Source organism: Rhodococcus sp. NPDC056960 (assembly GCF_042674125.1).
Lineage (GTDB): Bacteria > Actinomycetota > Actinomycetes > Mycobacteriales > Mycobacteriaceae > Rhodococcus_F.
Genome location: NZ_JBHURF010000006.1, coordinates 154,197 through 175,418, shown reverse-complemented (window position 1 = coordinate 175,418; position 21,222 = coordinate 154,197). Strand labels below are relative to the sequence as shown.

The window sequence follows — 21,222 nt, the reverse complement described above, 5'->3', positions numbered from 1 at the left end:
GTGCTCGCCGCCAAGTCGACAGCCGAATGGGTCGAGGTCCTCGGTCGGGCATACATCCCGGCTATCGCGATGAACATCCCGGAGATGCTGCTCGACGACCCTCACATGAAGGACGACGGCGAGCGACCGCCGGTCCAGTGCGCGGTCGGGTCCGTTGGCCGGGATGACGCCGAGCTCAACGAGCTTCTCGGCGAGCCGGGCCGCGGCCCTCGAGACGACACATTCAGCAATGAAAGAGGACACAGTATGAAGAAGATTCGGGTCGGATCTGGAAGTGGATTCTGGGGCGACAATCTGGACCCTGCAGTCGAGATCGCCAAGCACGGTGACGTGCAGTACCTCGCATATGACTTCCTGGGCGAGCCGACCATCCCCTCCCTGCAGAAGATGCAGCGCAAGGATGCGTCGCGCGGCTATGTCCCGTCGATCCGGGCTGTGGTCCGTGGTGTGCTGCCGATCTGTCTGGAAAAAGGAATCAAGATCCTGACCAACGCGGGTGCTGCCAATCCGCAGGCATGTGCTGACACGATCCTCACCACCGCGAAGGAACTCGGGATCACCAAACTCAAGGTGGGTATCGTCACCACCAACGATGTTCAGGCCAAGGTCGAGGAACTGCTCGACAACGGCGTCCAGTTCACCAACCTCGACAACGGCGACACGGATCTCGGCCGCGTGCGCGACAGGATCGTGGGATCGTATGTCTACTCGGGCGCATCCGGTTACGTGGAGGCGCTCGAAGCGGGATGCGACATCATCGATCTCCGATCGAGCGACCGACGACGCGGCTATTCTGGCCCCGCTCGTCCACGAATTCGGCTGGAAGTGGGACGAGTGGGACAACCTCGCGATCGGCATCCTCGCCGGGCATCTGATCGAGTGCGGCGCGGCGTGCAGCGGCGGGATCTCGAGTCTGTGGCGCGAGGTGCCCGAGCCCTGGAATATCGGTTACCCGATCGCTGAGGTCAACGAGAACGGCGAGCTGTTCATCACCAAGGTAGACGGCACTGGCGGCGTCATCAATCAGGTCACCCTGACCGAGCACCTCCTGTACGAAGTGCACGACCCGGGTAACTATCTGATGCCTGAGGTGATCACGGATTTCACCAACGTTGAGATGGACGAGGTCGCCAAGGACCGTGTCAAGGTATGGGGCGCCAAGGGCAAGCCACGTCCGGACACCCTCAAGGCGGGCATCGCATACATGGACGGCTTCATCGGCGAGGCCGAGTCGTCGGTGACCTGGCCGGACGCCGTCGAAAAGGCCGAGCGGTCGATCGAGATCATCGAGAAGCGTCTGCAGATGGTAAACCTCGATGCCGAGGAAGTCCGGTTCGACATGATCGGCGTCAACTCGTGCCACTGGTCGGCGTCGCCCGCCCCGGACCCGGACATCAACGAGGTCCGTATTCGCGTCGCGGCGAAGTGCGCCGAACGTACGGAGGCCGCGAAGGTAGCTCGCGAATGCGTGATGCTGATGGGCACCGGCCCGATCGGATCGACCGGTCAGCTCAACACTCCGCCGCCGCGCGAGGTTTTCGCACTGTGGCCGACTTTGATTCCGCGCGAGGAGATCTCGCAGACCGTCGAAACTAGGGAACTGTGACCACATGAGCCGTATCCATTTGAACGACATCGCCTACGCCCGCTCCGGCGACAAGGGTGACATCTGCAATATCGCTGTCATCGCCAAGGAGAAGCGTTTTTACCCGCTGATCCTGGAGTACCTGACCGCAGACGTGGTCAAGGACTTCTTCGGCGAGATGGTCAAGGGCGAGGTGGATCGCTACGAGGTGCGCACCCTGGAAGCGATGAATTTCGTTCTGCGCAATGCACTCGGTGGCGGAGCCACACGTAGCCTGCGCGCCGACTTCACCGGCAAGACCATGTGCCAGGCCCTGCTGCGCATCGAGTTCGAGGTCGCCGAGTCCGATCTGCACTTGATGAACTGATCGGTTCGATTTCGTACTGCACAATCGACAAGAGTTCGGAGATCCCGAGATGAGTGACAAAGCGCAAGTTGTCGGCGTCAACATGGTGAAATTCGCCAAGCCCGGCGCAAACGACCCCTACGAGGTGATGGCTGCGGAGGCGATCCGCGGAGCCCTCGCAGACGCGGGAATTGACTACTCCCTGGTACAGCAGGCGTTCGCCGGCTATGTATACGGCGACAGCACGTGTGGTCAGCGCGCGGTGTACTCGGTCGGGATGTCCGGCATCCCCGTGTACAACTTGAACAACTACTGCGCGTCCGGTTCGTCCGCGCTCATGCTCGCCCGCCAGGCAGTCGAGAGCGGGATCGTGGACTGCGCGCTGGCGTTCGGATTCGAGGAGATGACACCGGGCGCCCTCGGCAGCGCCTTTCCCGATCGGACGTCTCCGGTGGGCTGGATTCACGAGCGTCGGGTGGAGCTGCATCCAGAGCTGCCGACCGATGCTCCACGTGCGATCCAGGCGTTCGGCGCGGCCGGGTGGGAGTACATCGAGCGGTACGGTGCGAATCCGGACATCTTTGCGCGAGTTGCGGTCAAGTCGCGTACCCACGCGAGTAACAACCCATACGCGCTGTTCACCAAGCCACTGACCGTCGATCAGGTGAGGGAAGCGCCGACCCTGTTCCCGTATCTGACCCGCTTCATGGCATGCCCACCCACTTGCGGAGCGGCAGCCGCGATCGTGGTCAGCAAGGCCTTCGCTCAACGACACGGACTTACGGGCGCCGTCGAGATAATCGGGCAGTCGATGACCACCGACACCGAGGCCAGTTCGGTTGACCTCATCAATCTGGTCGGCGCCGACATGACGCGCCGTGCGGCGGCAGAAGTGTACGAGTCGGCCGGCGTCGGCCCTGAGGACGTCGACGTCGTCGAGTTGCACGATTGCTTCACGCCGAACGAGGTCATCAGCTACGAAGGCCTGGGCCTGTGCGCCGAAGGTACTGCGGAGAAGCTCATTCTGAACGGGGACAACACTTACGGAGGAAAGTATGTGGTGAACCCATCCGGTGGGTTGATGTCCAAGGGCCATCCGCTGGGTGCGACCGGTCTTGCGCAGTGCGCCGAGCTCGTCTGGCACCTGCGCGGAACGGCAGGAAAGCGACAGGTCGAAAATGCACGGATCGGCCTACAGCACAATATCGGGCTGGGCGGCGCGTGCGTCGTCACGATGTATCGGAGCGTGTCATGACCGCCTCCGGTCCGCTCGAAGGCGTCAGGGTCCTCGATCTCACGTCGAACGTGATGGGGCCGTTCGCTTCTCTGCACCTGGCGGACATGGGCGCCGACGTATGGAAGATCGAATCCGGCGGTGGGGACACGATCCGCCGGGTTGGCCCGGCGCGGAATGTGGGGATGAGTTCAAACTTCCTGCATTTGAATCGCAACAAGCGGTCGATCGTGCTCGATTTGAAATCGGAAGGTGGCGCGTCGGTGCTTCGCCGGATGATCGCCGGCGCTGACGTGTTCTTGTACAGCATGCGTCCGAAAGCGATGCGTTCGCTCGGATTCTCCTACGACGACGTGCGCGAGATCAATCCACGGATCGTCTACGCCGGCGCCGTCGGATTCGGACAGAGTGGACCGTATGCGGACCGCCCTGCGTATGACGACCTGATTCAGGCGGCGTCGGGAATGGCTGCATTGCAGAACCGGAAGGTTGGTAGCCCGGAGTTCGTCGCCACCCCGATCGCAGACCGGGTGGTCGGCATATCTACCGCGATGGCTGTCTGTGCTGCGCTCTACCACCGCAACGTGACGGGCGTTGGGCAGGAAGTCCAGGTTCCGATGTTCGAGACGTTCGCCCAGTTGGTTCTCGGGGACCACCTGTGGGGGCACTCTTTCGATCCACCGATTGGCGACTGGGGCTACGCGCGGACGATGAATCCGGACCGTCGTCCGTACCGGACGAAGGACGGGCGGTACGTCGCTGTCAGCATTTACATCGACAAGCACTGGCGGAGCTTCTTTCAGGTCGCGGGTCGTCCGGACTTGGCCCATCATCCGAAATTCGTGGACGTGCACGCCCGCGGCGAGAACATGCCGGAGTTGCTGCGCCTTCTGTCGGATATCTTTTCAACACGTCCGGCGGACGAATGGCTTGCCGATCTGGCGGCTGCGGATGTCCCGGCGATCGAGACGAACACTCCCGCAGGAGCACTCGATGATCCTCACCTGCGGCAGACGGGCTTCTCGTTTGTCGAAGAACATCCGTCCGAGGGCAGGATCAATTCGCTCGGCATCCCCCAGGCATGGAGCTCCTGTGCTCCGACGGTCCGACATCCGGCGCCACGGCTCGGAGAGCACTCGGTTCAACTCTTGCGTGAGGCCGGAGTGAGTGAAGGTGAAATCGACACGCTCCTCGCATCTGGTGCGGTGACCGGCGAGGTCGGACAGCGCGATGTGGTGGGTGCCCGATGAGTCGGCGAGCGGTGTCGGACCTCAACGGGAAAGTCGCGATCGTCACCGGCGGGTCCGGAGGGATCGGGCGCGGTATTGCCGCTGGATTGGGCGCCCGCGGAGCGACTGTGATTGTCAACGGGCGCAGCGAGGAGCGAGCTGCGTACGTGGTCGACGAGATCCGTGCGGCAGGCGGCAGTGCGCACTTCCAATCCGGGGATGTCGGGTCACCTGGCGACATGCGGACGTTGGCCCAATCCGTCGTCGAGCGGTTTGGTCGTATCGACATCGTCGTGCCCAATGCCGGGGGGTTCGACGAGCAGGCGCGTGATCCGAAGGTCCGAGGGCCGTTCGCAGGCATCGATCTGGAACGGGTCACGAATTTCGCAGGTCAAGCTTTGCTCGGAAAGCTGGCGGTGGTGCAGGCGTCGGTGCCGTACCTGCGGGAGAACGGTGGGTCTGTGGTATTCGTTACCTCTGAGGGCGGACGTGCACCGACGCCGGGGCAGACGGGCATCGCAGCATTCTCGGCTGGGTTGATTCAGGTGAGCAAGCTGTTGTCGAAGGAACTCTCCAGAGACAGAATCCGAGTCAACTGCGTGTGCGTGACCGTCGTCCGGGACACGCCGTCGTGGCAGGCTGCGTTCGATCACGATGACGCCGTCTCCGTGGCGCACCGTCGGCAGTACGAAAAGATAGTCGAGAAGGCGCCGTTTGGTATCGCTTCACCTCCGGATATCGGTGACGTGGTGAGTTTTCTTGCGTCCGACGAATCGATGTATTTGACGGGCGCGGTACTCAGCCCCACAGGAGGGCTCACCCTTCACTGATCGGCATCCGTAGGCCTTCTGATGCTGGTGGGTCGAACCGTGGTGACTAGCGCGACGGACACCGTCGCGCACGCCAGCGGTCGAGGGTGATGGCGGCGCCGAGGCCGACAGCGGTGCCGTTGGCGAGCAGCGCATCCGTGTCGCGTAGTGCGCGCAGTTTGATCAATGGATGGTCAGTCCGTAGTTCGAGGAGTGCCCACGCCGCCGGAAGAATAGTGGCGCGACGGAGAATCCGACGGTCCACGGGCACGTCCACCCCCACCGCCCGCCCTCGCCGACCGTGGCGAGCAGACACGCCAACTCTGTTCCGACCAGCAACGCTCCCCAGATGTCGAAGTGAACCGGCAGAGCGTGCTCGTCAATGCTTTGGGCAAAGTGCCATGAGTCGGTCGTGCGAAATCGTCCCGGCCTTTGCACTCCAGGTGATGAGTTGCTGGTCGGGGTCGCCCACACATGCCAGCGTGTCCCAGTCGAGGGTGATCTCACCGACCTCCGGGTGGTCGAACCGTTTGACACCGCGGTTGCGTATCGCGACCTGATGGTCGCTCCACCAGCGCCTGAAGTCGACGTCCTGAATGGACGACTCCCCGACAAGTTCCGTGAGTCGCGGGTCGTGTGGATCACGCGCGACTTCCATGTGGAGCAGCGCGACGCAGAGCCGACCAGTCTCTTCCCAGTCCGGATAGAGCCGCCGAACCGCGGAATCGGTGAAGACCATTCTTACGTAATTACGTTGGCGCGCAGGCAACTGATCGAAATCGGTAACCATCAACGCGGCCGCCATCGCGTTCCATCCGAGCACGTCCATCCTCCGGCCGAGAAGCAGTGCCGGCGTCGTCGCGAGATCGTTGAGTAGTCGCAGGAGATGTGGGGATGCGCGCTGCGCTTTGCGCTGACGCGGCTGTGCCGCAGGGCGCATCGACAATTCGAGGAGATAGTCACGGCCTGCCCGGTCCAGACGTAACGCGCTGGCGATGGTTTCCAGGGTCGGCCACGGCGCCCCACGGCGCCCCTGCTCGATGCGGGCGTAGTAGTCGGTGCTGATCGCCGCCAATGCCGCGACTTCCTCCCGTCGGAGGCCCGGCGCTCGACGGCGCCGACTGGAGTCCCGGGACAGACCGACGTCCTCTGGTTGCAGGGCCAGACGCTTCGTCTTGAGGAAGTCACCGATCTCCGTGCGGCGCTCGACCTGCTCGTTGTGCACGTTCACCTAACGAATGATGGCAAACAAACCTGGACCACGGATAGGGGGACAATTTGTCCCTGGACAAAATTGGCCGCTGTGCCGTCCCATGGAGTGAGGCAATATCGGTGGCGCAGGAACCCACCCGATGCGACCGGCACAGTTCGGGAGTTGCTCGCCCGCAACAGGTGACGGGGTTCGTTCGGTGCGGCGGCAGAACACACGCGACCAGGAGGAACATCGTAATGACGAAGGTGCTGATGATCGGCGCCAACGGACGAATCGCACGATGGGCGGTCGAAATGCTCGCCGAGAAGGGACTGCACCTGACCCTGTTCGTGCGCGACGCGAGTCGACTCGCTGGTGCGCCGGACACCGCACGGATCGTCGAGGGCGATGCACGCGACGAGAAGGCAGTGGCCGGGGCCGTGCGCGGTCAGGACATCGTTTACGCAAATCTCGCAGGTGAGATCGACACCCAAGCCGAGCGCATCGTCGCGGCGATGCAGAGCCAGCGGGTGCAACGCCTGATCTTCGTGACCGCTCTCGGCATCTATGACGAAGTACCCGGCCCGTTCGGGCAATGGAATCGACGCCAGATCGGCAGCGTCCTGGACACCTATCGCGCGGCCGCCGACACGATCGAGGCGTCCACACTCGACTACACGATCCTGCGGCCTGCCTGGCTCACCGACAACGACGAGATCTCCTACGAGGTCACGCAACGGGATGAACCGTTCAAGGGCACAGAGGTCTCCCGCAGGAGCGTTGCCGCACTGATAGCCGACATCATCAGCTCCCCCGGTAAATGGAGCCGGACGAACCTCGGTGTCGACAAACCGGGGACAGACGGGGACCGGCCCGCATTCATGTGAATGCCCGCTCCAAACCCGTTCCCCCGGTGAGCAGTTACGTCACCGAACAGAACACACGCACACAAGAAAGGCACCCCACAATGACCGATAACATCGAGACCGTGAGCATCAAGGCGCTGTACTGGGATATCGCAGCGGACATCTACTTCCCTCCGGGGTTCGACAAGTCCAACAAATACCCGGTCGTCATCAGCGCCCATCCCATCGGGAGCTGCAAGGAGCAGACGTCGGGCAGCGTCTACGGCAGCGCCCTTGCCGCGGAGGGGTTCGTGGTCCTCGCGTTCGACGCGAGTTTCCAGGGCGCCAGCGGCGGCGAGCCGCGCTTCATCGAGGACCCCACGTTCCGGGTCCAGGACTTCAGCTACGTCATCGACTACCTGGTCACGCTGCCCTACGTGGACGACGATCGAATCGGCGTTCTAGGAATCTGTGGCGCGGGCGGCTACGCAGTCAACGCCACGATGACTGAGCGCCGAATCAAGGCCCTGGGTACGGTCACGGGCGCGAACTACGGTCGGCTGATGCACGAGTCGTTCACCGGCTACGACCCCATCGGGGCACTCGAGGCAATGGCTGCGCAGCGCACTGCCGAAGCGCGCGGCGCGGAGTTGCGGGTGGACGACTTGCTGCCGCCTTCTCCGGAGGTCGCCAAGGAGAAGGGTCTGACCGAGATCGATGTGTACGAGGCGACCGAGTACTACCGCACCGACCGCGGACAGAAACCGCACGGTCTCAATCGATCGCTGTTCTCCCACCAGGCCACGGCAGTCGGCTGGGATGCCTTCAACCGCGCCGAAGTGCTCCTGACCCAGCCGATGTGCATTGTGGTCGGTGACAAACCCGGCGCGTTCGGGGCGTACCGCGACGGCCTGGAAATCATTCGACGCGCAGCCTCGAAGGACAAGGAACTCGTTGTGGCCGAAGGATTCTCGCACTACGACCTCTACGACAAGCCCGAACCCGTCAAGATCGCCCTCGACAAGCTGATTCCCTTCTACACGAAGCACCTCTGAAATTGACCCGGGGTGGGTTACCGATGCCCGAGACGGTAACCCACCCAGTCTCCTTCCCGAACAGCGTCACGTGACCTGGACGCGCACTTCCCCGCGACTGGATCCCCCCAGGACCTCGGGAACACCGAAGACCCCTTCTGAGTCGGACGCTCCGTCCCTTCACGGGGCGGGCCGATCACGGGTCATTTCGGACGGCGGAATCGTCGGGATCGGCCTCCTCGAATACCGTGACGTCATCGGTTCCCTGCGCTACGGGCGCACTCGCCTGCGGCATCGACAATTCGTACCTCGGGCTGCTCAGCCGCTGCCTGGGCGCGGACTCCACGATCGTGGCCATATCGAAGCACCCCGAGGAGTTCGAGGGATTACGGCTATGGTGGCGGTCCAGCCGGTGTCGTTGCGGCCCATGATCGAAGTGGCGACCAGCGGCATCCCCGGTGGGGTCGAGATGGTCGCACAGGAGATCAAGAAGCTGACCAGCTTCGATCTCGACGAGTTGTCTCCGCTCGGCTACGCCAAGGACGTCACCGTGCCGACGCTCGTGGCACAAGTCCGCCACGACTCCGCAGCCGGATCGTCGGCGACCTGAACCTCCACTACGAGGGCCTGCTCGTTCTCGCCAGCTGGGCGAAGACACTGCCCGCCGAGGACAAAGGTCTCAGCTTAGACGCTGCAGGGTCGCCGCGAGTCACACCAGGCTCGGCGTGGTGCGTCACTCGACACGCCGCACCGTCGAATCGGACGATAACCGGACTGCCTCACACGCCGAGGCAGCTGAGCTGTTTCGCCAGGGTCGCGCCCAGCACAGACATCGAGTCGGTGGCCTTGTCGATGGCGATCTGCAGATCCGGGTCGAGCGCGGGGTGGTCCTGCCGCCGGTTCGGAACCGGGCGAGCCGGATCTGAGGGCGCCACGGTTTCGTGTAGCTCGATGGGGGCCGCCAGGTCTCGGAGCTTGTACGCGAGCAATGCCGTCTCTTGCCGCAGCTGAGGGCCGCTGCCCCGGTCCGAGCCGGGCGCGAGAGCGACCAGGACCGAAACCTGCCGCCCGATCTCGACGACAGCCTGGGCGGCCCGCGCAATGTCTTCGTTCGTCCAGCGTCCGGCCTTGTCGTCGGGCTCGAATTGGGCCTGGTCCGCGGCCTCGACGATCTCGAGTCGAGCCAACCTACTGCGCACGGTCGCCCTGGCGACCTCGAGCCGGTGGTTCTCCTGCGGCTGGGCCAATAGCCGATCGAGCGCGTCGAGGCGATCCGCTTCGGCTCGCGCCCATACCGCGAGCAACTCGCTGAGCCGCTTGCGCTGGTAGGTGGGCGCGAGCATGTACGCGGCGAATGCCAGAGCGCAGCCGATGACTGTTTCGACGCTGCGGGTCACCGCCCCGAGTGGACCGACCGTCAATGCCGAAATCCAGGCCACGACCCACAGCATGGTCCAGGGCTGGCCGCAGCTGCGGAATGCGAGATAGCCGAGGAACAGCGTGATGAGCGTGACGGTGTGCAGTATCGGATCCGGGGGGAGGAACGACAACGCAAGGCCGACGGCGGCGCCGGCGAGCGTACCGACGGTACGGCCGATGCCGCGCGCAAAGGTCTCTCCGTAGTCGGGGAACAGGATCAGGACCACCGCAACGACAACCCAGAAGCCGTGTCCGTGGAGAAGCACCTGCGTACCGACCCAGGCACCGATCGCGACGCCGATCACTTGGCCGATGACACCGGTGACCGCGAGCCGCAACGCGTGATGGACGATCGGTGATGCCGGATGCAATTCGTCACGGACGAGTTCCAGTGAGTTCGGTGGTCGACGCTCGTCCGACGGAACGGGGGCAGGGGCGTAGGCGGTGGTCCGTACCGCCGACCTGATCGCGTCGATCAGCCTGCGCTGCAATCGGTCCTGCCCGGCCGTCACCGCCAGATCCGAGGGGAGAGGTTCGGGTCGGCGGCGCCGGATGGCGTCTCCGATCGTGTGCAGATGCTCGGACACAGCTGCTCGCCAGGGGGCGGCCACATCGTCGCCCCGATTGTTCTCAGCCTCGAGCAACTGGGCTATTTCCTCCCCACGCTCGACGAGTTCGGTGAGGTGGTCGATCTCGCGGTGGCGGCGCCCGCGAAGCAGGGCAAGGCTTCGGTCGGCAGCCAGTAGCGCCGGACCATAGGGCCCCCCGGAGGCCAACGCGCCGTAGAGCGATGCGACGGCGCGGCGTTGTTCTGCATGGCGGGGTTCGTACGGTGGGAGCAGTTGCGCCATGAGCATGATCGTGACGCCGGCGGCGAACAGTGCGATCTCACGGACACCGACCGGCAGGGACGGGGTGATCTCGGCGAAAGCGACGAAGATGATCGTGACGACGAGAAACCGCATGCTGATGCTCATCGCCACTGCGCGCAGGATTCCGGCCGTGAACAAGCCGACGAAGAGCAGGGGGAGGATGAGCCACCACAGCCCGTGTAAGAGAATCCCGGCGGCCGCGGCGAAGATCTCGGCTGCTCCAGTGAGGACGGCTGCTCCCAGACGTGAGCGGTTGTGCGGCATCAACGATCCGATGCCCGCGACGAACGCACCGACGCAGATCAGGACCTGCTCTTCGAAGTCGTGCAGGAAGTAGCCGCCGATCGCCGCGACGATCATGCCGACTGCCACGCGAAGCAGACGGGCGGGATCCGCGAGGGGCGGTCCGGGCTTCAGCCCCCGCAGCGCAGCGCGGCCGAGTGCCGCGCGGTGCATTACCCGCCGCGGTTCCGCCGAGCGTTCCGCCCGGGCCGCGCCTGTCACGGGACGTTTCCGCACTGTGCTCCCTTCGGTGTCTGGACGGTCAGACGCTCCGGAAGATCGTCTTGAGCTCCAGATACGGCTCCAGGCTGCTGGGCCCGAGTTCTCTGCCCATGCCGCTGTTCTTGACGCCGCCGAATGGTGCTTCCGTGGGGAACGACGCGCTGTTCACTCCGATCGTGCCGGTCACGATGCGTCGGGCGACGGCGGTGGCGTGCTCGCGGTCCGGGGAGAAGACCCCGCCGCCGAGGCCGTACTCGGAGTCGTTGGCGATGGCGATGGCCTCGTCCTCGTTCTCGTAGGCGATGACGACGAGGACCGGGCCGAAGATCTCTTCGCGGGCGATGCGCATGTCGTTGGTGACGTCACGGAAGACGGTCGGTTCGATGTAGAAACCCCGGTCGTTCGCCGTGGAGCGGCCCCCGCCGACGACGACCTTCGCCCCCTCGCGTTGTCCCAGCTCCAGGTACGACTCGACGCGATCCCGCTGCCGTTCGGACACCAGGGGGCCGAACAGGTTCGCGGGATCGGTGGGATCGCCGATCGGGATCTCGCTCATCGCGGCGCTGACAGCGTCGACTACTTCTTCGTACCGGGACCGGGGTGCGAGCACCCGGGTCAGGGACCGGCAAATCTGGCCGGTGTTCGGTGAGCACGCGGTTGCCACGAATGGCTTGAAGGCGTCGAGGTCGACGTCGTCGAGCAGGATGGCGGCGGACTTGCCGCCCAGTTCGAGTGTCACCCGTTTGAGGTCCCTGCCGCAGGTCTCGGCGATGGCCTTGCCGGCGACCGTGGACCCGGTGAACGCAATCTTGCGGACGAGTGGATGCTCGACGAGCGCGGTGCCGGTCTCGCGGCCTCCAGTGACGACGTTGACGACGCCGGCGGGGATTCCCGCTTCGGTGGCGATTTCCGCGAAGAGAAAAGCATCGAGCGAAGTTTCTGGTGCCGGCTTGATCACGGCGGTGCATCCTGCCGCGAGTGCCGGTCCGATCTTCCACGCAAGCAGGGGTTGGGGGCCGTTCCAGGGGGTGATCGCCCCCACCACGCCGACCGGCCGCCGCTGCAACAGCGCGTCACCGATGGACGTTTCCAGTGGCTCCTCTTCGACGAGAGTGTCGGCGAGCGATGCGAAATACCGGTAGTACAGCGGAACTTGCTGCTGCATCGCCCGGGACACGCTGATCGGGGTGCCGTTCTGCTGTGTCACCAGCGCGGCGATCTCGTCGATACGCTCTTCGTAGGTGTCGGCCAGGCGGCGCAGGGAAGCGGCTCGCTCGGACGGTGCTGTCGCAGCCCACGTGGCCCCTGCCTCCTCGGCGACCTGCACGGCCGTGGCGATGTCGGTGGCGTCACCGTCGACGATGGACGCGAAGGTCTCCTCCGTCGCGGGATTGACGACCGAGATCATCGAAGTGGAGTGCGCGGTTCGGTATCGTCCGCCGATGTAGTGGGATTCGTTGCTGATCATGATTTGTCCCTCCTGGTCTCATGGCGGTGAGAAGCGATAGATGTCCCGGCGTAAGGATCGGTACGGGTTCCGGGTTCCGGGTTCCGGGTTCGGGGCGCGGCGTTCGCCGAGCCTGCGGGGCCGAGTGAGTCCGAAATGGGTGCGCGTCCGTTGAAGCGGTGAAGCAGCAAGTCTTCGCTGCGTCGTCCGGCCACTCGGTCAGGTCGCCACATTTCGTAATCGCTCCCGTAGCTTCCCTCCTGATTTTAAATACCTCGAAGTTCCTGTGGGAGGTGCTGTCAGCACCACCATGCATGTGTGGGGAACTGACGACGGCACCGATTGCCGCAGTCATTCGCGCCCACAGCGGGTAGAGTGCCGATCCCATCGACTCCACTTACGGGCGGCCCGCAGCTCTTTCGGATTGAGGCCGCCCCAAATGCCGTGCTGTTCCCCGAAGCGGATTGCGCTCTCACGGCATTCAGCGATTACAGGGCATTGCCGGCAGATCGTCTTGGCGACCTCTTCTTGCCCGCGTCGCGAGGGGCGAGCGTCATCGCTGTTCGAATAGAAGACCGCGATGTCCATCCCACGGCAACGCGCGTAGAGTCGCCAGTCCTCCCGGTCGATCTGTGTTGTGACAGTCATGGGTTAGAGTGCTTTCTCGGCTTGGTGGGCGAGGCCGAATCTCGCCCGGATCCATGCCCTTTTCCACGATTTCATTTTCACGAATCATGACTTTCGTCTGAATATTTTCGTAATTCAGAAATGTTCTTGATGGCGGCGACAATCACCACGATCTCGTGGTGAACGGAGCTCTGACCTACGAGCGAGAGCGGAGAGAGGCTGATGCGTGTTGCGCACATCGACCATTTCGTCCTGACAGTTGCCGATATTCCTACGACCGTCGAGTTCTACTCGACAGTGCTCGGTATGTCCGAACATCGCCACGGCGAGGATCGCCGGGCGCTGCTCTTCGGTCGCAGCAAGATCAATCTGCATCAGCAGAAATGCGAGGTGCAGCCGAATGCGCGGCACCCGCAACCCGGAAGTGCGGACGTCTGCCTGATCGTCGACGAGCCCATCGACGAGGTGCTCGGTCAGCTCGCCGACAGGGATGTACGGGTCGAAGTTGGCCCCGTCCTGCGACACGGCGCGCTGGGCCTGATGACCAGTGTGTACATCCGTGATCCGGACGGAAACCTGATCGAACTGTCGAACTACGAAACGACGAGACCTGATGAGGGTCAGGTCGGCGGAAGATAGGTCAAGACCGGGTCTTCAGCACCTCGGGGAGGTGGTCGTTGTCCGCGCCGATGTCGCGGGCTGCGTGCAGGGGCGGCGGGCGCCGACCGTCGAACGACAGGGGCAGGCCGACCAGTCCGATCTCGTCGTCCGACGGCGCGCCGATGATCCCGAGCGCATGGGTGTGCTCGTGGGCGACCACTTCGGCGGTGGTCTGGATGGGTGCCGCCGGGATGCCGGCATCCTGCAGCAGTTCCTGCCAGTGGGCACGTGTTTCCTTTGCCAGTTGCTCACCGATCAGCCGGTCGATCTCGGCCCGGTTCTGCAACCGTCCAGCGTTGGTGGCGAAGCGGTCGTCGGTCGACCATTCCGGATGTCCGAGTGCGGCGCAGAGGCGAGCAAACAGCGGGTCGTTGGCGCAACTCACGATGAGATCGCCGTCGCTGGTCGAGTAGGCGCGGTGCGGGACGATGAAAGCGACACCCGACCCGTGGCGACCGCCGGGTTCGCCGTCGGCGTTGTAGTTCGCCACGCCGATCGACATCCATGCCATGGCGGTCTCGAGGAGCGACGCGTTGACCGTCGCACCGGCGTGTTTCACCTGACGGCGGTGCAGCGCCGACAGGATGCCGATCACCGCCCACATCGCGGACCCGAAGTCGATGATGGACACCCCTGCCCGAACGGGGGGCTGTCCCTCTTCGCCCGTGATGCTCATGATTCCGGAGAATGCCTGCATCAGCGGGTCGTATCCGGGGAGGGTGTTCAGCGGACCCGCATGTCCGAACGCGCCGATCTCGCAATAGATCAACTCCGGCTTGGTCACCCGGAGGCTGTCGGCGTCCAGCCCGTACTTCGCGCTGGAACCCGGCCGGAGGTTGTGGATGAAGACGTCCGCACGTTCGGCGATCAGTGTGTGCAGCGTCTTCAGCTGATCTCGATCCTTGATGTCGATGCTGATGCAACGCTTACCGCGATTGAGCGCATGGAACGCGGCGCCGCTGCCCTTCCATGTGCTCGGCCCCCAGCCGCGGGCGGAGTCGCCCGTCGGACGCTCCACCTTCCACACCTCGGCGCCGAGTTCCGCGAGGATTTTCCCACTGAACGGTGCCGAGGCGCTGTCGCCCAGCTCGACCACGACAACTCCCGATAACGGCAGATCACGCTGCATCGTCTTCCTCCTTGGTGGTCAGCCGGCCGAATGTGCGGCGCGCACTTCGGGTGTGTACGTGGCGCCGGAATTCAGCAACTCGTCTATTTCACCGCGATCGAAACCAGCTTCGGTGAGTAACTGCACTGAGTGTTCGCCGAGGCGCGGCGCCGGGTACCGCAGGTCCGGCTGACTCTCGCTCCACTGTTGCGGAATCGCCATCGTCTTCAGCGGGCCTTCCGAGGGGTGGTCCTGGTCGACGAAGAAGCCGACCTCCCTCATGTGTGGATCGTGCAGCAACGATTCCGGGGTGTTCATCTCGATGACCGGAATATCCGCTTCGGTCAGGAGCTTCATCCATTCCGCGGTCGTCTTAGTTTCGAACACCTGCCCCAGGAACTCGTACAGGATGCCGATGTTCTGGGTCCGTCCGTTGATGTCGGCGAAACGCGGGTCCTCGACCATCTCCGGGTGACCGGAGATTTCGAAGAAGCGCTGCCAATGCTTGTCGACGTAGACGTTCACCCCGAGGTAGCCGCCGTCGAGCGTCCGATACGGTCGGCGGTCCGGGTTCATCATCCGGCCGTACCCCCAATCGCCGATCGGCGGATCGAACGTGTGCCCGTACAGGTGGTCGCCCATGACGAAATGTGCGAACGTCTCGAACATCGGTACCTGGACTTCTTGACCGACACCTGTCTTCTCGCGCCGGAACAGTGCCATCGACACGGCCGTGCTCGCAGCCATGCCGACGACGCGGTCTGCGATGGCGGTGGCCACATAGGTCGGCGGACCTGCCTTACGGGCCTGGAGTACTGGCATACCGACCGCTGCCTGGATCAGGTCGTCGTATGCCGGCCGGTCGGCGTAGGGGCCGTTCTGTCCGAATCCGAAACAGCCGCAGTAGATGATCCGCGGATTGATCGCGCGGGCGTCCTCGTAGCTCAACCCAAGCCTGGCCATCGCTTGTGGCCGCAAGCTGTACAGCAGCACGTCGGCGGAACCGATCATCCGCTCGAGTGCGGCGCCGCCGCCGGCGGACTTGAGATCGAGGACGAGGCTGCGCTTGTTGCGGTTGAGGTGCAGGAAGATCGCGCTCATCCCGCGGTTGCGGGACGGGCCGACACCGCGAGTCGTATCGCCGGCCCGTGACTCGATCTTCCAGACGTCTGCGCCCATGTCGGCGAGCAGGAGCGACGCGTACGGGCCCATGAAGTTCGATGTCAGGTCCAGGATGCGCACACCGTCCAATGGTCCGGTCATGTCACTGCTCCTACTGGTGGTCCGTCATGGTGAATTCGGGGAGTTCTGCTCCCCACGTTGTACGAAACGCGTCGTGATCGGTCTTCCGATCGCGACGGCGTCGGGTTCGCCGTCGATCTGTGCGAACAAGGTGTAGCCGTCGACCAACTGCACGAAGCCGACCGTGTACGGCACGATCGTGGTCCAGACGGGGCGTCGGTCCACGCATGACCGTGCTGTACGAGTAGATCGTCCCGCTCCCGGTCGATTGTGTCCACGACTATGCCGCGACCTACGGCGACGACAGCACCTTCTGGCGGTCGATCTCGCCGAACATCGCCTTCGCCGCGCGGGGGATGATGCGCCCCAGCGCTGGTTCGCGACGGCGACGTCCGCGAGACGACATACTTAGCTCTTAGCGCGCTCGGTAGGCAGCGACGCGCCGACCAGGGCCTCGAGATCCTCGCGCTTGCGCAGCATCAACAGGCTCCATTCGCTCTTCTGGCACACGTCGCCGTTCTGGTTGAGCGCCTTCATCAGCAGGGTGATGACGCCGTATTTGTCGTCCTTGTCCTTCTTGGCGAGGACCTCGGCGGTGACGTAGATGGTGTCGTTGATGTGCACCGGCGTGAGATACCGAAGGTTGTTGATCCCGTAGTTCGCCTGGATGGGCGGACCGAAGGCGATCAGGCCGGTCATGATGGAGTAGGTCAGCGACCCCTGTACCAGGCGCTCACCGAAACGGGTCTGGGCCGCGTAGTGGACGTTCGAGTGGATCTCGATCCAGTTGCCCGTCAGCGCGCAGTAGTTGACCACGTCGGTCTCGGTGATGGTGCGACCACCGCTGCGAAACACCGTGCCGACCTCGATCTCGTCGAGCGGCATGTCGATGCGGTTGTTGATGGTTACGGGATTCGTCGTTGTCATCGCTGCTTCCTTGGGACGTGAAAGGTGATCGGGGAGAGACTCAGGCGTTGGTCAGGCGCATCGACTTGGCGATGATCGTGCGCTGGATCTGCGACGTGCCGCCGCCGATCGTGCACTGGATGCTCTCGCGCAGGTAGCGCTCCATGTCGGCCTCGGGGAGGTTGGCGTAGCCGCCGAGAATCTGCATGCCGTCGAGCGCGCACTGCTTGAGAGTCTCCGACGCGTACAGCTTGGCCATCGAGGTCTCACGGGCGGCGGGACGATCCTCGGCCTTCAGCTGCGCGGCGCGATAGCAGAGCAGACGCGCGGCGTCGACGCGGGTCTGGTTCTCCGCCAGCATGTGCTTGAGCACCTGGAACTCGTAGATCGGCTTGCCGAACTGGATGCGCTGGTGTGCATAGCGGTTGGCATTGTTGACGGCTTCCTGCGCGTTGCCCATGTAGGCCGCGGCGACCGCGCACCGCTCCAGTTCGAGGTGTTCGGTGATGACCTTCCAGCCTTCGCCCTCGGCACCGAGCAACGCGTCGCCGGGAACCCGGACCTCGTCCAGGAAGATCTCGGTGGTGCCGGTCGCGTGCCGCGACAGGGTCGGCAGCTTGCGGATGTCCAGGCCCGGGGTGTCGTTCGGGATCAGCAGCACCGACAGGCCGGCGTGCTTGTTGCTGGTGTCGGTGCGCACCAGCATTGCGATGACGGTGTCCTTGGCGGCGGCGCCACTGCACCACAGCTTCTGTCCGCTGACGATCCAGTCACCGTTCTCGTCGCGGCGGGCGCGGGTCTTGGTGTTGGCGGCGTCCGAACCGGCGTCGGGCTCGGAGATCGACACCGAGAAACGGATCTGCCCGTCGATGAACGGCTTGACGTACTGCTTCTTCTGCTCCTCGGTTCCGTACTTGATGATGTTCATCGCCGTGAACGTCGGGACGAGGACCGAACACGCGAAGTCGAAACCGAACTTGCCGAGGCCCTCAGCCATCAGCGAGTAGTCGAAGATGTCGCCGCCGGCGCCGCCCTCCTCCTCGGGGAACAGGATGCCGAGCCAGCCCTGCTTGGCGATCTTCTCGTACGCCTCGTACGGGTACAGGCGATTTTCGTCGCAATGCCGGACGTACTCGACGGTGATTTCGTTGTCCATGAAATCGTTCACGACGTCGAGCCAAGCGGTCTGGGATTCGTTGAGGAAGTTCGAGTTCATATTCTTCTCTCCAGATCGGAAGGAATGGTGCCCGTATTTCGGTTGCACCGCTTGAATAAATGCTAGAACTGCACGGCTGTCGAACCTAGTGATTCTTTTCGAATCAATGATTCGACGAATGTGAATCCTGTTGTGAGGCGCAGCCGTGGGTCAGGTGATTGCGCCCGCTGCGCGGAGCGCGGCGAGTTGTTCGGTGGTGAAACCCCAGTCGCCTAGAACGTCGTCGGTGTGCTGTCCGGGCGCGGCGGGCGGGCACTGGATCGCGCCCGGAGTGCGGCTGAACCGCGGCGCAGGCGCCGGTTGCACTACGCTGTCGACCTCTGTGAACGTGCCGCGCGCAACGAGATGCTTGTACTGCGGTGCCTCGATCAACGACAACACTGGCGCCCAGCACGCGTCCTCCCCTTCGGCAAGGGCGCACCATTCGTCGCGGGTGCGGGTCCGGAACACTGCGGCGAACCGTTCCTGTATCTCCGGCCAGCGGGCCCGGTCGTGCTGATCGGGCATGTCGGATTCATTCAGTCCCAGAAGGCGAAGGGTGTTGCGCCAGAATCGGGTTTCGTTACAGGCGACACTGAGCCAGCGTCCGTCCGAGGTTTCGTACACGTGGTACCAGGGCGCGCCCGAATCAAGCCGATTGGCTCCGCGTTCGTCGCGCCAGTATCCGGCGGCGTGAAGGCCGTAGAACAGGGTCATCAACGACGCCGACCCGTCCACCATCGCTGCATCGACCACCTGGCCACGGCCGGACAGTCGGCTCTCGAGAAGGGCCGCAACTACTCCCAGCGCCAGATACAGTGAACCGCCGCCGAAGTCGCCTGCAAGGTTGAGCGGTAGCGTCGGTGGTCCATCCTTGGCCCCGATCGCGTGAAGCACGCCGGTCACGGAGATGTAATTGGCGTCGTGACCTGCTGCCTGTGCCAGCGGGCCGTATTGCCCCCAACCCGTCATCCGCCCGTACACCAGTGCCGGATTCGCGGCGAGACAGTCGCCCGGGCCGATTCCCAGCTTCTCCGCCACGCCGGGACGGAAACCCTCCACCAGCACATCGGCCCGACGTACGAGGTCGAGGATCGCAGCAGCGGCCGCCTCGTGCTTCAGATCCATTGCCGCACTGCGGCGTCCGCGATTGAGAAGATTGAATCGCGGATCCACCGGCGCGCCGCCGTCGTAGCCCGGCGGCCGGTCGATCCGGATGATGTCCGCCCCCAGGTCGGACAGGAGCATGCACGAGAACGGAACGGGCCCGACGCCGCCCAGTTCCACGATCTTGACGCCCTCGAGCGGGCCACGGGATTTCTTCATATTTCGGCTCCAATCGACCACCTCGAGTCTATTGCTCACCTGTGTCGGTTCCAATTGAAGAAACGTGAAGTGTCGATTCGAACGGATCGAATTCCGTCGATCCATTTCACCAATTCTATGCCGCCATTGACGAATTCGACTGAACAGTGACAGCATTCACGGAGACAGTATTTCTACCCGTGCTGCGGCGGCTGTCCGCGCACGAAGACAACGGCGCCGTGTCGGCAATCGTCGACACCGTGCGCATTCTGCCGGTTGAGGTCATCGAACGTACGCCGGTGATCACCGGCGCTCACCAGCAGGATCGTCACCAAGAGGAGTGGATGCACTATGAGAACACCGAATGATCGCGTCAGTGCGGGCAGGGCGGTGTCCGATTCCAGCGCGCGGGCGGTGCGCTCATGCTGACCAGGGGCGCTGTCCTGCGGCAGTCGCCGGGCACCTACGAGGTGGTAGAGCTCGCGGTAGATGATCCCCGGCCTGGGGAGATCCGGGTCAAAATGGCCGCCACCGGCCTCTGCCACTCCGACGACCACTTCGCGACCGGTGACCAGCAACCGGGGATCCTCCCGATAGCGGGTGGCCACGAAGGCTCGGGGATCGTCGAGGCAGTGGGACCGGGCACCACAGGCTTCGTCGAGGGCGACCATGTGGTCTTCTCCTTCCTCCCGGTGTGCGGTCGCTGCCGATGGTGCGCCACCGGTCATCAGAACCTGTGCGATCTCGGCCGCTTCCTCGCCACCGGTGCCCGCTTCGACGATCCGGGCTCGTTCAGACTCTCCCTCGACGGTGCACCGGTCGGACAGCTCGCCGGTCTGGGAACATTCTGCGAATACGTGACCGTCTCGACGGCATCGGCGATCAAGATCGACCCCTCGATCCCGCTGGACGTCGCGTGCCTGACCGGGTGCAGCGTGGGGACCGGCTGGGGTGCGGCGGTCAACTCCGCACAGATCAGGCCGGGACACGTCGTCATCGTGATGGGCATCGGCGGGATCGGGATCAATGCCGTCCAGGGTGCCGCACACGCCGGCGCGGGCGCCGTCATCGCCGTCGACCCGGTCGAGTTCAAACGCGAATCGGCGTTGAAACTCGGGGCCACCCATGCCGTCGCCGACATCGAGGAGGCCACGGAGGTCGCCCGGTCGATGACCAACGGTCAGGGCGCCGACGCCACCATTGTCACCGTCGGCGTCACCAGCGGACATCATGTGGGACAGGGTCTGCAGTCCGTCCGCAAGGCTGGTACGTGTGTGGCGGTCGGGCTCGGTGACGTCGCGGTGAAAGACGGTGACATCAACCTGCACGAGCTCGTCCTGTACCAGAAGCGGCTGCAGGGCTCCCTGTTCGGGGCCAGCTGCCCCACCGCGGACATCCCGGCACAGTTGCAGATGTATCAGCGCGGGCAGCTTCGGCTCGACGAGCTCGTGACCACCCGCTACTCCTTCGACGACATCAACGTCGGCTTCGACGACATGAAGGCCGGGCGCAATCTGCGTGGAGTCGTGGTCTTCGATTCCTGAAACCGGCGGGTAGGGGGGGGGCCCCCGCCCCCCGGGCCCCCCCCAACCCCGGGGGGTGGGTGACTGTATTGTGAAACCCCCCCCCGCGGCCCCCCGCCCCGGGCCCCGCGGGGCGGCCT

The 21,222-nt window shown here is 64.1% G+C and carries 22 protein-coding genes and 1 pseudogene; 12 read left to right on the top strand and 11 right to left on the bottom strand.

Going from position 1 to position 21,222, the window contains the following annotated elements:
- Positions 1-69 precede the first annotated feature (69 nt).
- The 6 genes and pseudogenes from ACFTWF_RS11495 to ACFTWF_RS11470 all read left to right on the top strand — a co-directional run.
- Positions 70-747 (top strand): annotated as a pseudogene (locus ACFTWF_RS11495) (acyclic terpene utilization AtuA family protein); the annotation flags it as partial.
- A complete protein-coding gene (locus tag ACFTWF_RS11490; RefSeq protein ID WP_378461324.1) occupies positions 701-1,606 on the top strand; it encodes an acyclic terpene utilization AtuA family protein in 906 nt (301 codons plus the stop codon). The pseudogene ACFTWF_RS11495 and the gene ACFTWF_RS11490, both read left to right, overlap by 47 nt.
- A gap of 19 nt (positions 1,607-1,625) precedes the next feature.
- The gene (locus ACFTWF_RS11485) at positions 1,626-1,952 is read left to right on the top strand and encodes a hypothetical protein (RefSeq protein WP_378461323.1); all 327 of its coding nucleotides are present in this window, start codon (positions 1,626-1,628) and stop codon (positions 1,950-1,952) included.
- Positions 1,953-2,001: 49 nt separating this feature from the next.
- A complete protein-coding gene (locus tag ACFTWF_RS11480; protein ID WP_378461322.1) occupies positions 2,002-3,186 on the top strand; it encodes a lipid-transfer protein in 1,185 nt (394 codons plus the stop codon).
- Positions 3,183-4,415 carry a CaiB/BaiF CoA transferase family protein gene (locus ACFTWF_RS11475; protein ID WP_378461321.1) on the top strand — a complete coding sequence of 411 codons (1,233 nt, stop codon included), beginning with the start codon at positions 3,183-3,185 and terminating at the stop codon, positions 4,413-4,415. The genes ACFTWF_RS11480 and ACFTWF_RS11475 overlap by 4 nt, the downstream gene beginning before the upstream one ends.
- A gap of 11 nt (positions 4,416-4,426) precedes the next feature.
- Entirely contained in the window at positions 4,427-5,224 is a 798-nt protein-coding gene (locus tag ACFTWF_RS11470; RefSeq protein WP_378461320.1) for an SDR family NAD(P)-dependent oxidoreductase, read from the top strand.
- Between the two features lie 46 nt (positions 5,225-5,270).
- On the opposite strand, the gene ACFTWF_RS11465 is transcribed toward ACFTWF_RS11470, so the two are convergent.
- Together ACFTWF_RS11465 and ACFTWF_RS11460 are read right to left on the bottom strand one after the other, a co-directional pair.
- Positions 5,271-5,468: a hypothetical protein gene (locus tag ACFTWF_RS11465; RefSeq protein ID WP_378461319.1), complete on the bottom strand. Its 198-nt coding sequence runs from the start codon at positions 5,466-5,468 to the stop codon at positions 5,271-5,273.
- Positions 5,469-5,582: 114 nt separating this feature from the next.
- Positions 5,583-6,428, bottom strand: coding sequence for a helix-turn-helix domain-containing protein (locus ACFTWF_RS11460; RefSeq protein ID WP_378461318.1), 846 nt, complete (start codon positions 6,426-6,428; stop codon positions 5,583-5,585).
- A gap of 224 nt (positions 6,429-6,652) precedes the next feature.
- On the opposite strand from ACFTWF_RS11460, the gene ACFTWF_RS11455 reads away from it, so the two are divergent.
- From ACFTWF_RS11455 to ACFTWF_RS11445, 3 genes are all read left to right on the top strand, one after another.
- A complete protein-coding gene (locus tag ACFTWF_RS11455) occupies positions 6,653-7,282 on the top strand; it encodes an SDR family oxidoreductase (RefSeq protein ID WP_378461317.1) in 630 nt (209 codons plus the stop codon).
- An 80-nt stretch (positions 7,283-7,362) separates the two neighbouring features.
- On the top strand, positions 7,363-8,295 hold the full coding sequence (locus ACFTWF_RS11450; protein ID WP_378461316.1) for an alpha/beta hydrolase: 933 nt from the start codon (positions 7,363-7,365) through the stop codon (positions 8,293-8,295).
- A 373-nt stretch (positions 8,296-8,668) separates the two neighbouring features.
- Positions 8,669-8,884, top strand: coding sequence for a hypothetical protein (locus tag ACFTWF_RS11445; RefSeq protein ID WP_378461315.1), 216 nt, complete (start codon positions 8,669-8,671; stop codon positions 8,882-8,884).
- A 169-nt stretch (positions 8,885-9,053) separates the two neighbouring features.
- Here ACFTWF_RS11445 and ACFTWF_RS11440 read toward each other — a convergent pair whose 3' ends face one another.
- The 3 genes from ACFTWF_RS11440 to ACFTWF_RS11430 all read right to left on the bottom strand — a co-directional run bounded on the left by ACFTWF_RS11440 (position 9,054) and on the right by ACFTWF_RS11430 (position 13,164).
- Entirely contained in the window at positions 9,054-11,069 is a 2,016-nt protein-coding gene (locus tag ACFTWF_RS11440; RefSeq protein WP_378461314.1) for an FUSC family protein, read from the bottom strand.
- A 40-nt stretch (positions 11,070-11,109) separates the two neighbouring features.
- The gene (locus tag ACFTWF_RS11435; RefSeq protein ID WP_378461313.1) at positions 11,110-12,537 is read right to left on the bottom strand and encodes an aldehyde dehydrogenase; all 1,428 of its coding nucleotides are present in this window, start codon (positions 12,535-12,537) and stop codon (positions 11,110-11,112) included.
- Positions 12,538-12,867: 330 nt separating this feature from the next.
- Positions 12,868-13,164, bottom strand: coding sequence for a WhiB family transcriptional regulator (locus ACFTWF_RS11430; RefSeq protein ID WP_378461312.1), 297 nt, complete (start codon positions 13,162-13,164; stop codon positions 12,868-12,870).
- Positions 13,165-13,365: 201 nt separating this feature from the next.
- On the opposite strand from ACFTWF_RS11430, the gene ACFTWF_RS11425 reads away from it, so the two are divergent.
- A complete protein-coding gene (locus tag ACFTWF_RS11425) occupies positions 13,366-13,782 on the top strand; it encodes a VOC family protein (protein WP_378461311.1) in 417 nt (138 codons plus the stop codon).
- A gap of 1 nt (position 13,783) precedes the next feature.
- Here ACFTWF_RS11425 and ACFTWF_RS11420 read toward each other — a convergent pair whose 3' ends face one another.
- The 6 genes from ACFTWF_RS11420 to ACFTWF_RS11395 form a co-directional block, all read right to left on the bottom strand.
- Positions 13,784-14,932: a CaiB/BaiF CoA transferase family protein gene (locus tag ACFTWF_RS11420; RefSeq protein ID WP_378461310.1), complete on the bottom strand. Its 1,149-nt coding sequence runs from the start codon at positions 14,930-14,932 to the stop codon at positions 13,784-13,786.
- Positions 14,933-14,950: 18 nt separating this feature from the next.
- Positions 14,951-16,174, bottom strand: coding sequence for a CaiB/BaiF CoA transferase family protein (locus tag ACFTWF_RS11415; RefSeq protein ID WP_378461309.1), 1,224 nt, complete (start codon positions 16,172-16,174; stop codon positions 14,951-14,953).
- Between the two features lie 24 nt (positions 16,175-16,198).
- Entirely contained in the window at positions 16,199-16,378 is a 180-nt protein-coding gene (locus tag ACFTWF_RS11410; RefSeq protein WP_378461308.1) for an OB-fold domain-containing protein, read from the bottom strand.
- 183 nt (positions 16,379-16,561) lie between these two features.
- The gene (locus ACFTWF_RS11405; protein ID WP_378461307.1) at positions 16,562-17,080 is read right to left on the bottom strand and encodes a MaoC/PaaZ C-terminal domain-containing protein; all 519 of its coding nucleotides are present in this window, start codon (positions 17,078-17,080) and stop codon (positions 16,562-16,564) included.
- A gap of 40 nt (positions 17,081-17,120) precedes the next feature.
- Positions 17,121-18,275 carry an acyl-CoA dehydrogenase family protein gene (locus ACFTWF_RS11400; RefSeq protein WP_378461306.1) on the bottom strand — a complete coding sequence of 385 codons (1,155 nt, stop codon included), beginning with the start codon at positions 18,273-18,275 and terminating at the stop codon, positions 17,121-17,123.
- Positions 18,276-18,425: 150 nt separating this feature from the next.
- Positions 18,426-19,580, bottom strand: a complete 1,155-nt coding sequence (locus ACFTWF_RS11395; protein WP_378461305.1) for a CaiB/BaiF CoA transferase family protein — start codon at positions 19,578-19,580, stop codon at positions 18,426-18,428.
- A 146-nt stretch (positions 19,581-19,726) separates the two neighbouring features.
- On the opposite strand from ACFTWF_RS11395, the gene ACFTWF_RS11390 reads away from it, so the two are divergent.
- Positions 19,727-19,927 carry a hypothetical protein gene (locus ACFTWF_RS11390; protein ID WP_378461304.1) on the top strand — a complete coding sequence of 67 codons (201 nt, stop codon included), beginning with the start codon at positions 19,727-19,729 and terminating at the stop codon, positions 19,925-19,927.
- A 54-nt stretch (positions 19,928-19,981) separates the two neighbouring features.
- Positions 19,982-21,103 (top strand): NDMA-dependent alcohol dehydrogenase, encoded by a 1,122-nt coding sequence (locus ACFTWF_RS11385; RefSeq protein ID WP_378461303.1) that lies wholly within the window; start codon positions 19,982-19,984, stop codon positions 21,101-21,103.
- The last annotated feature ends 119 nt before the right edge of the window (positions 21,104-21,222 follow it).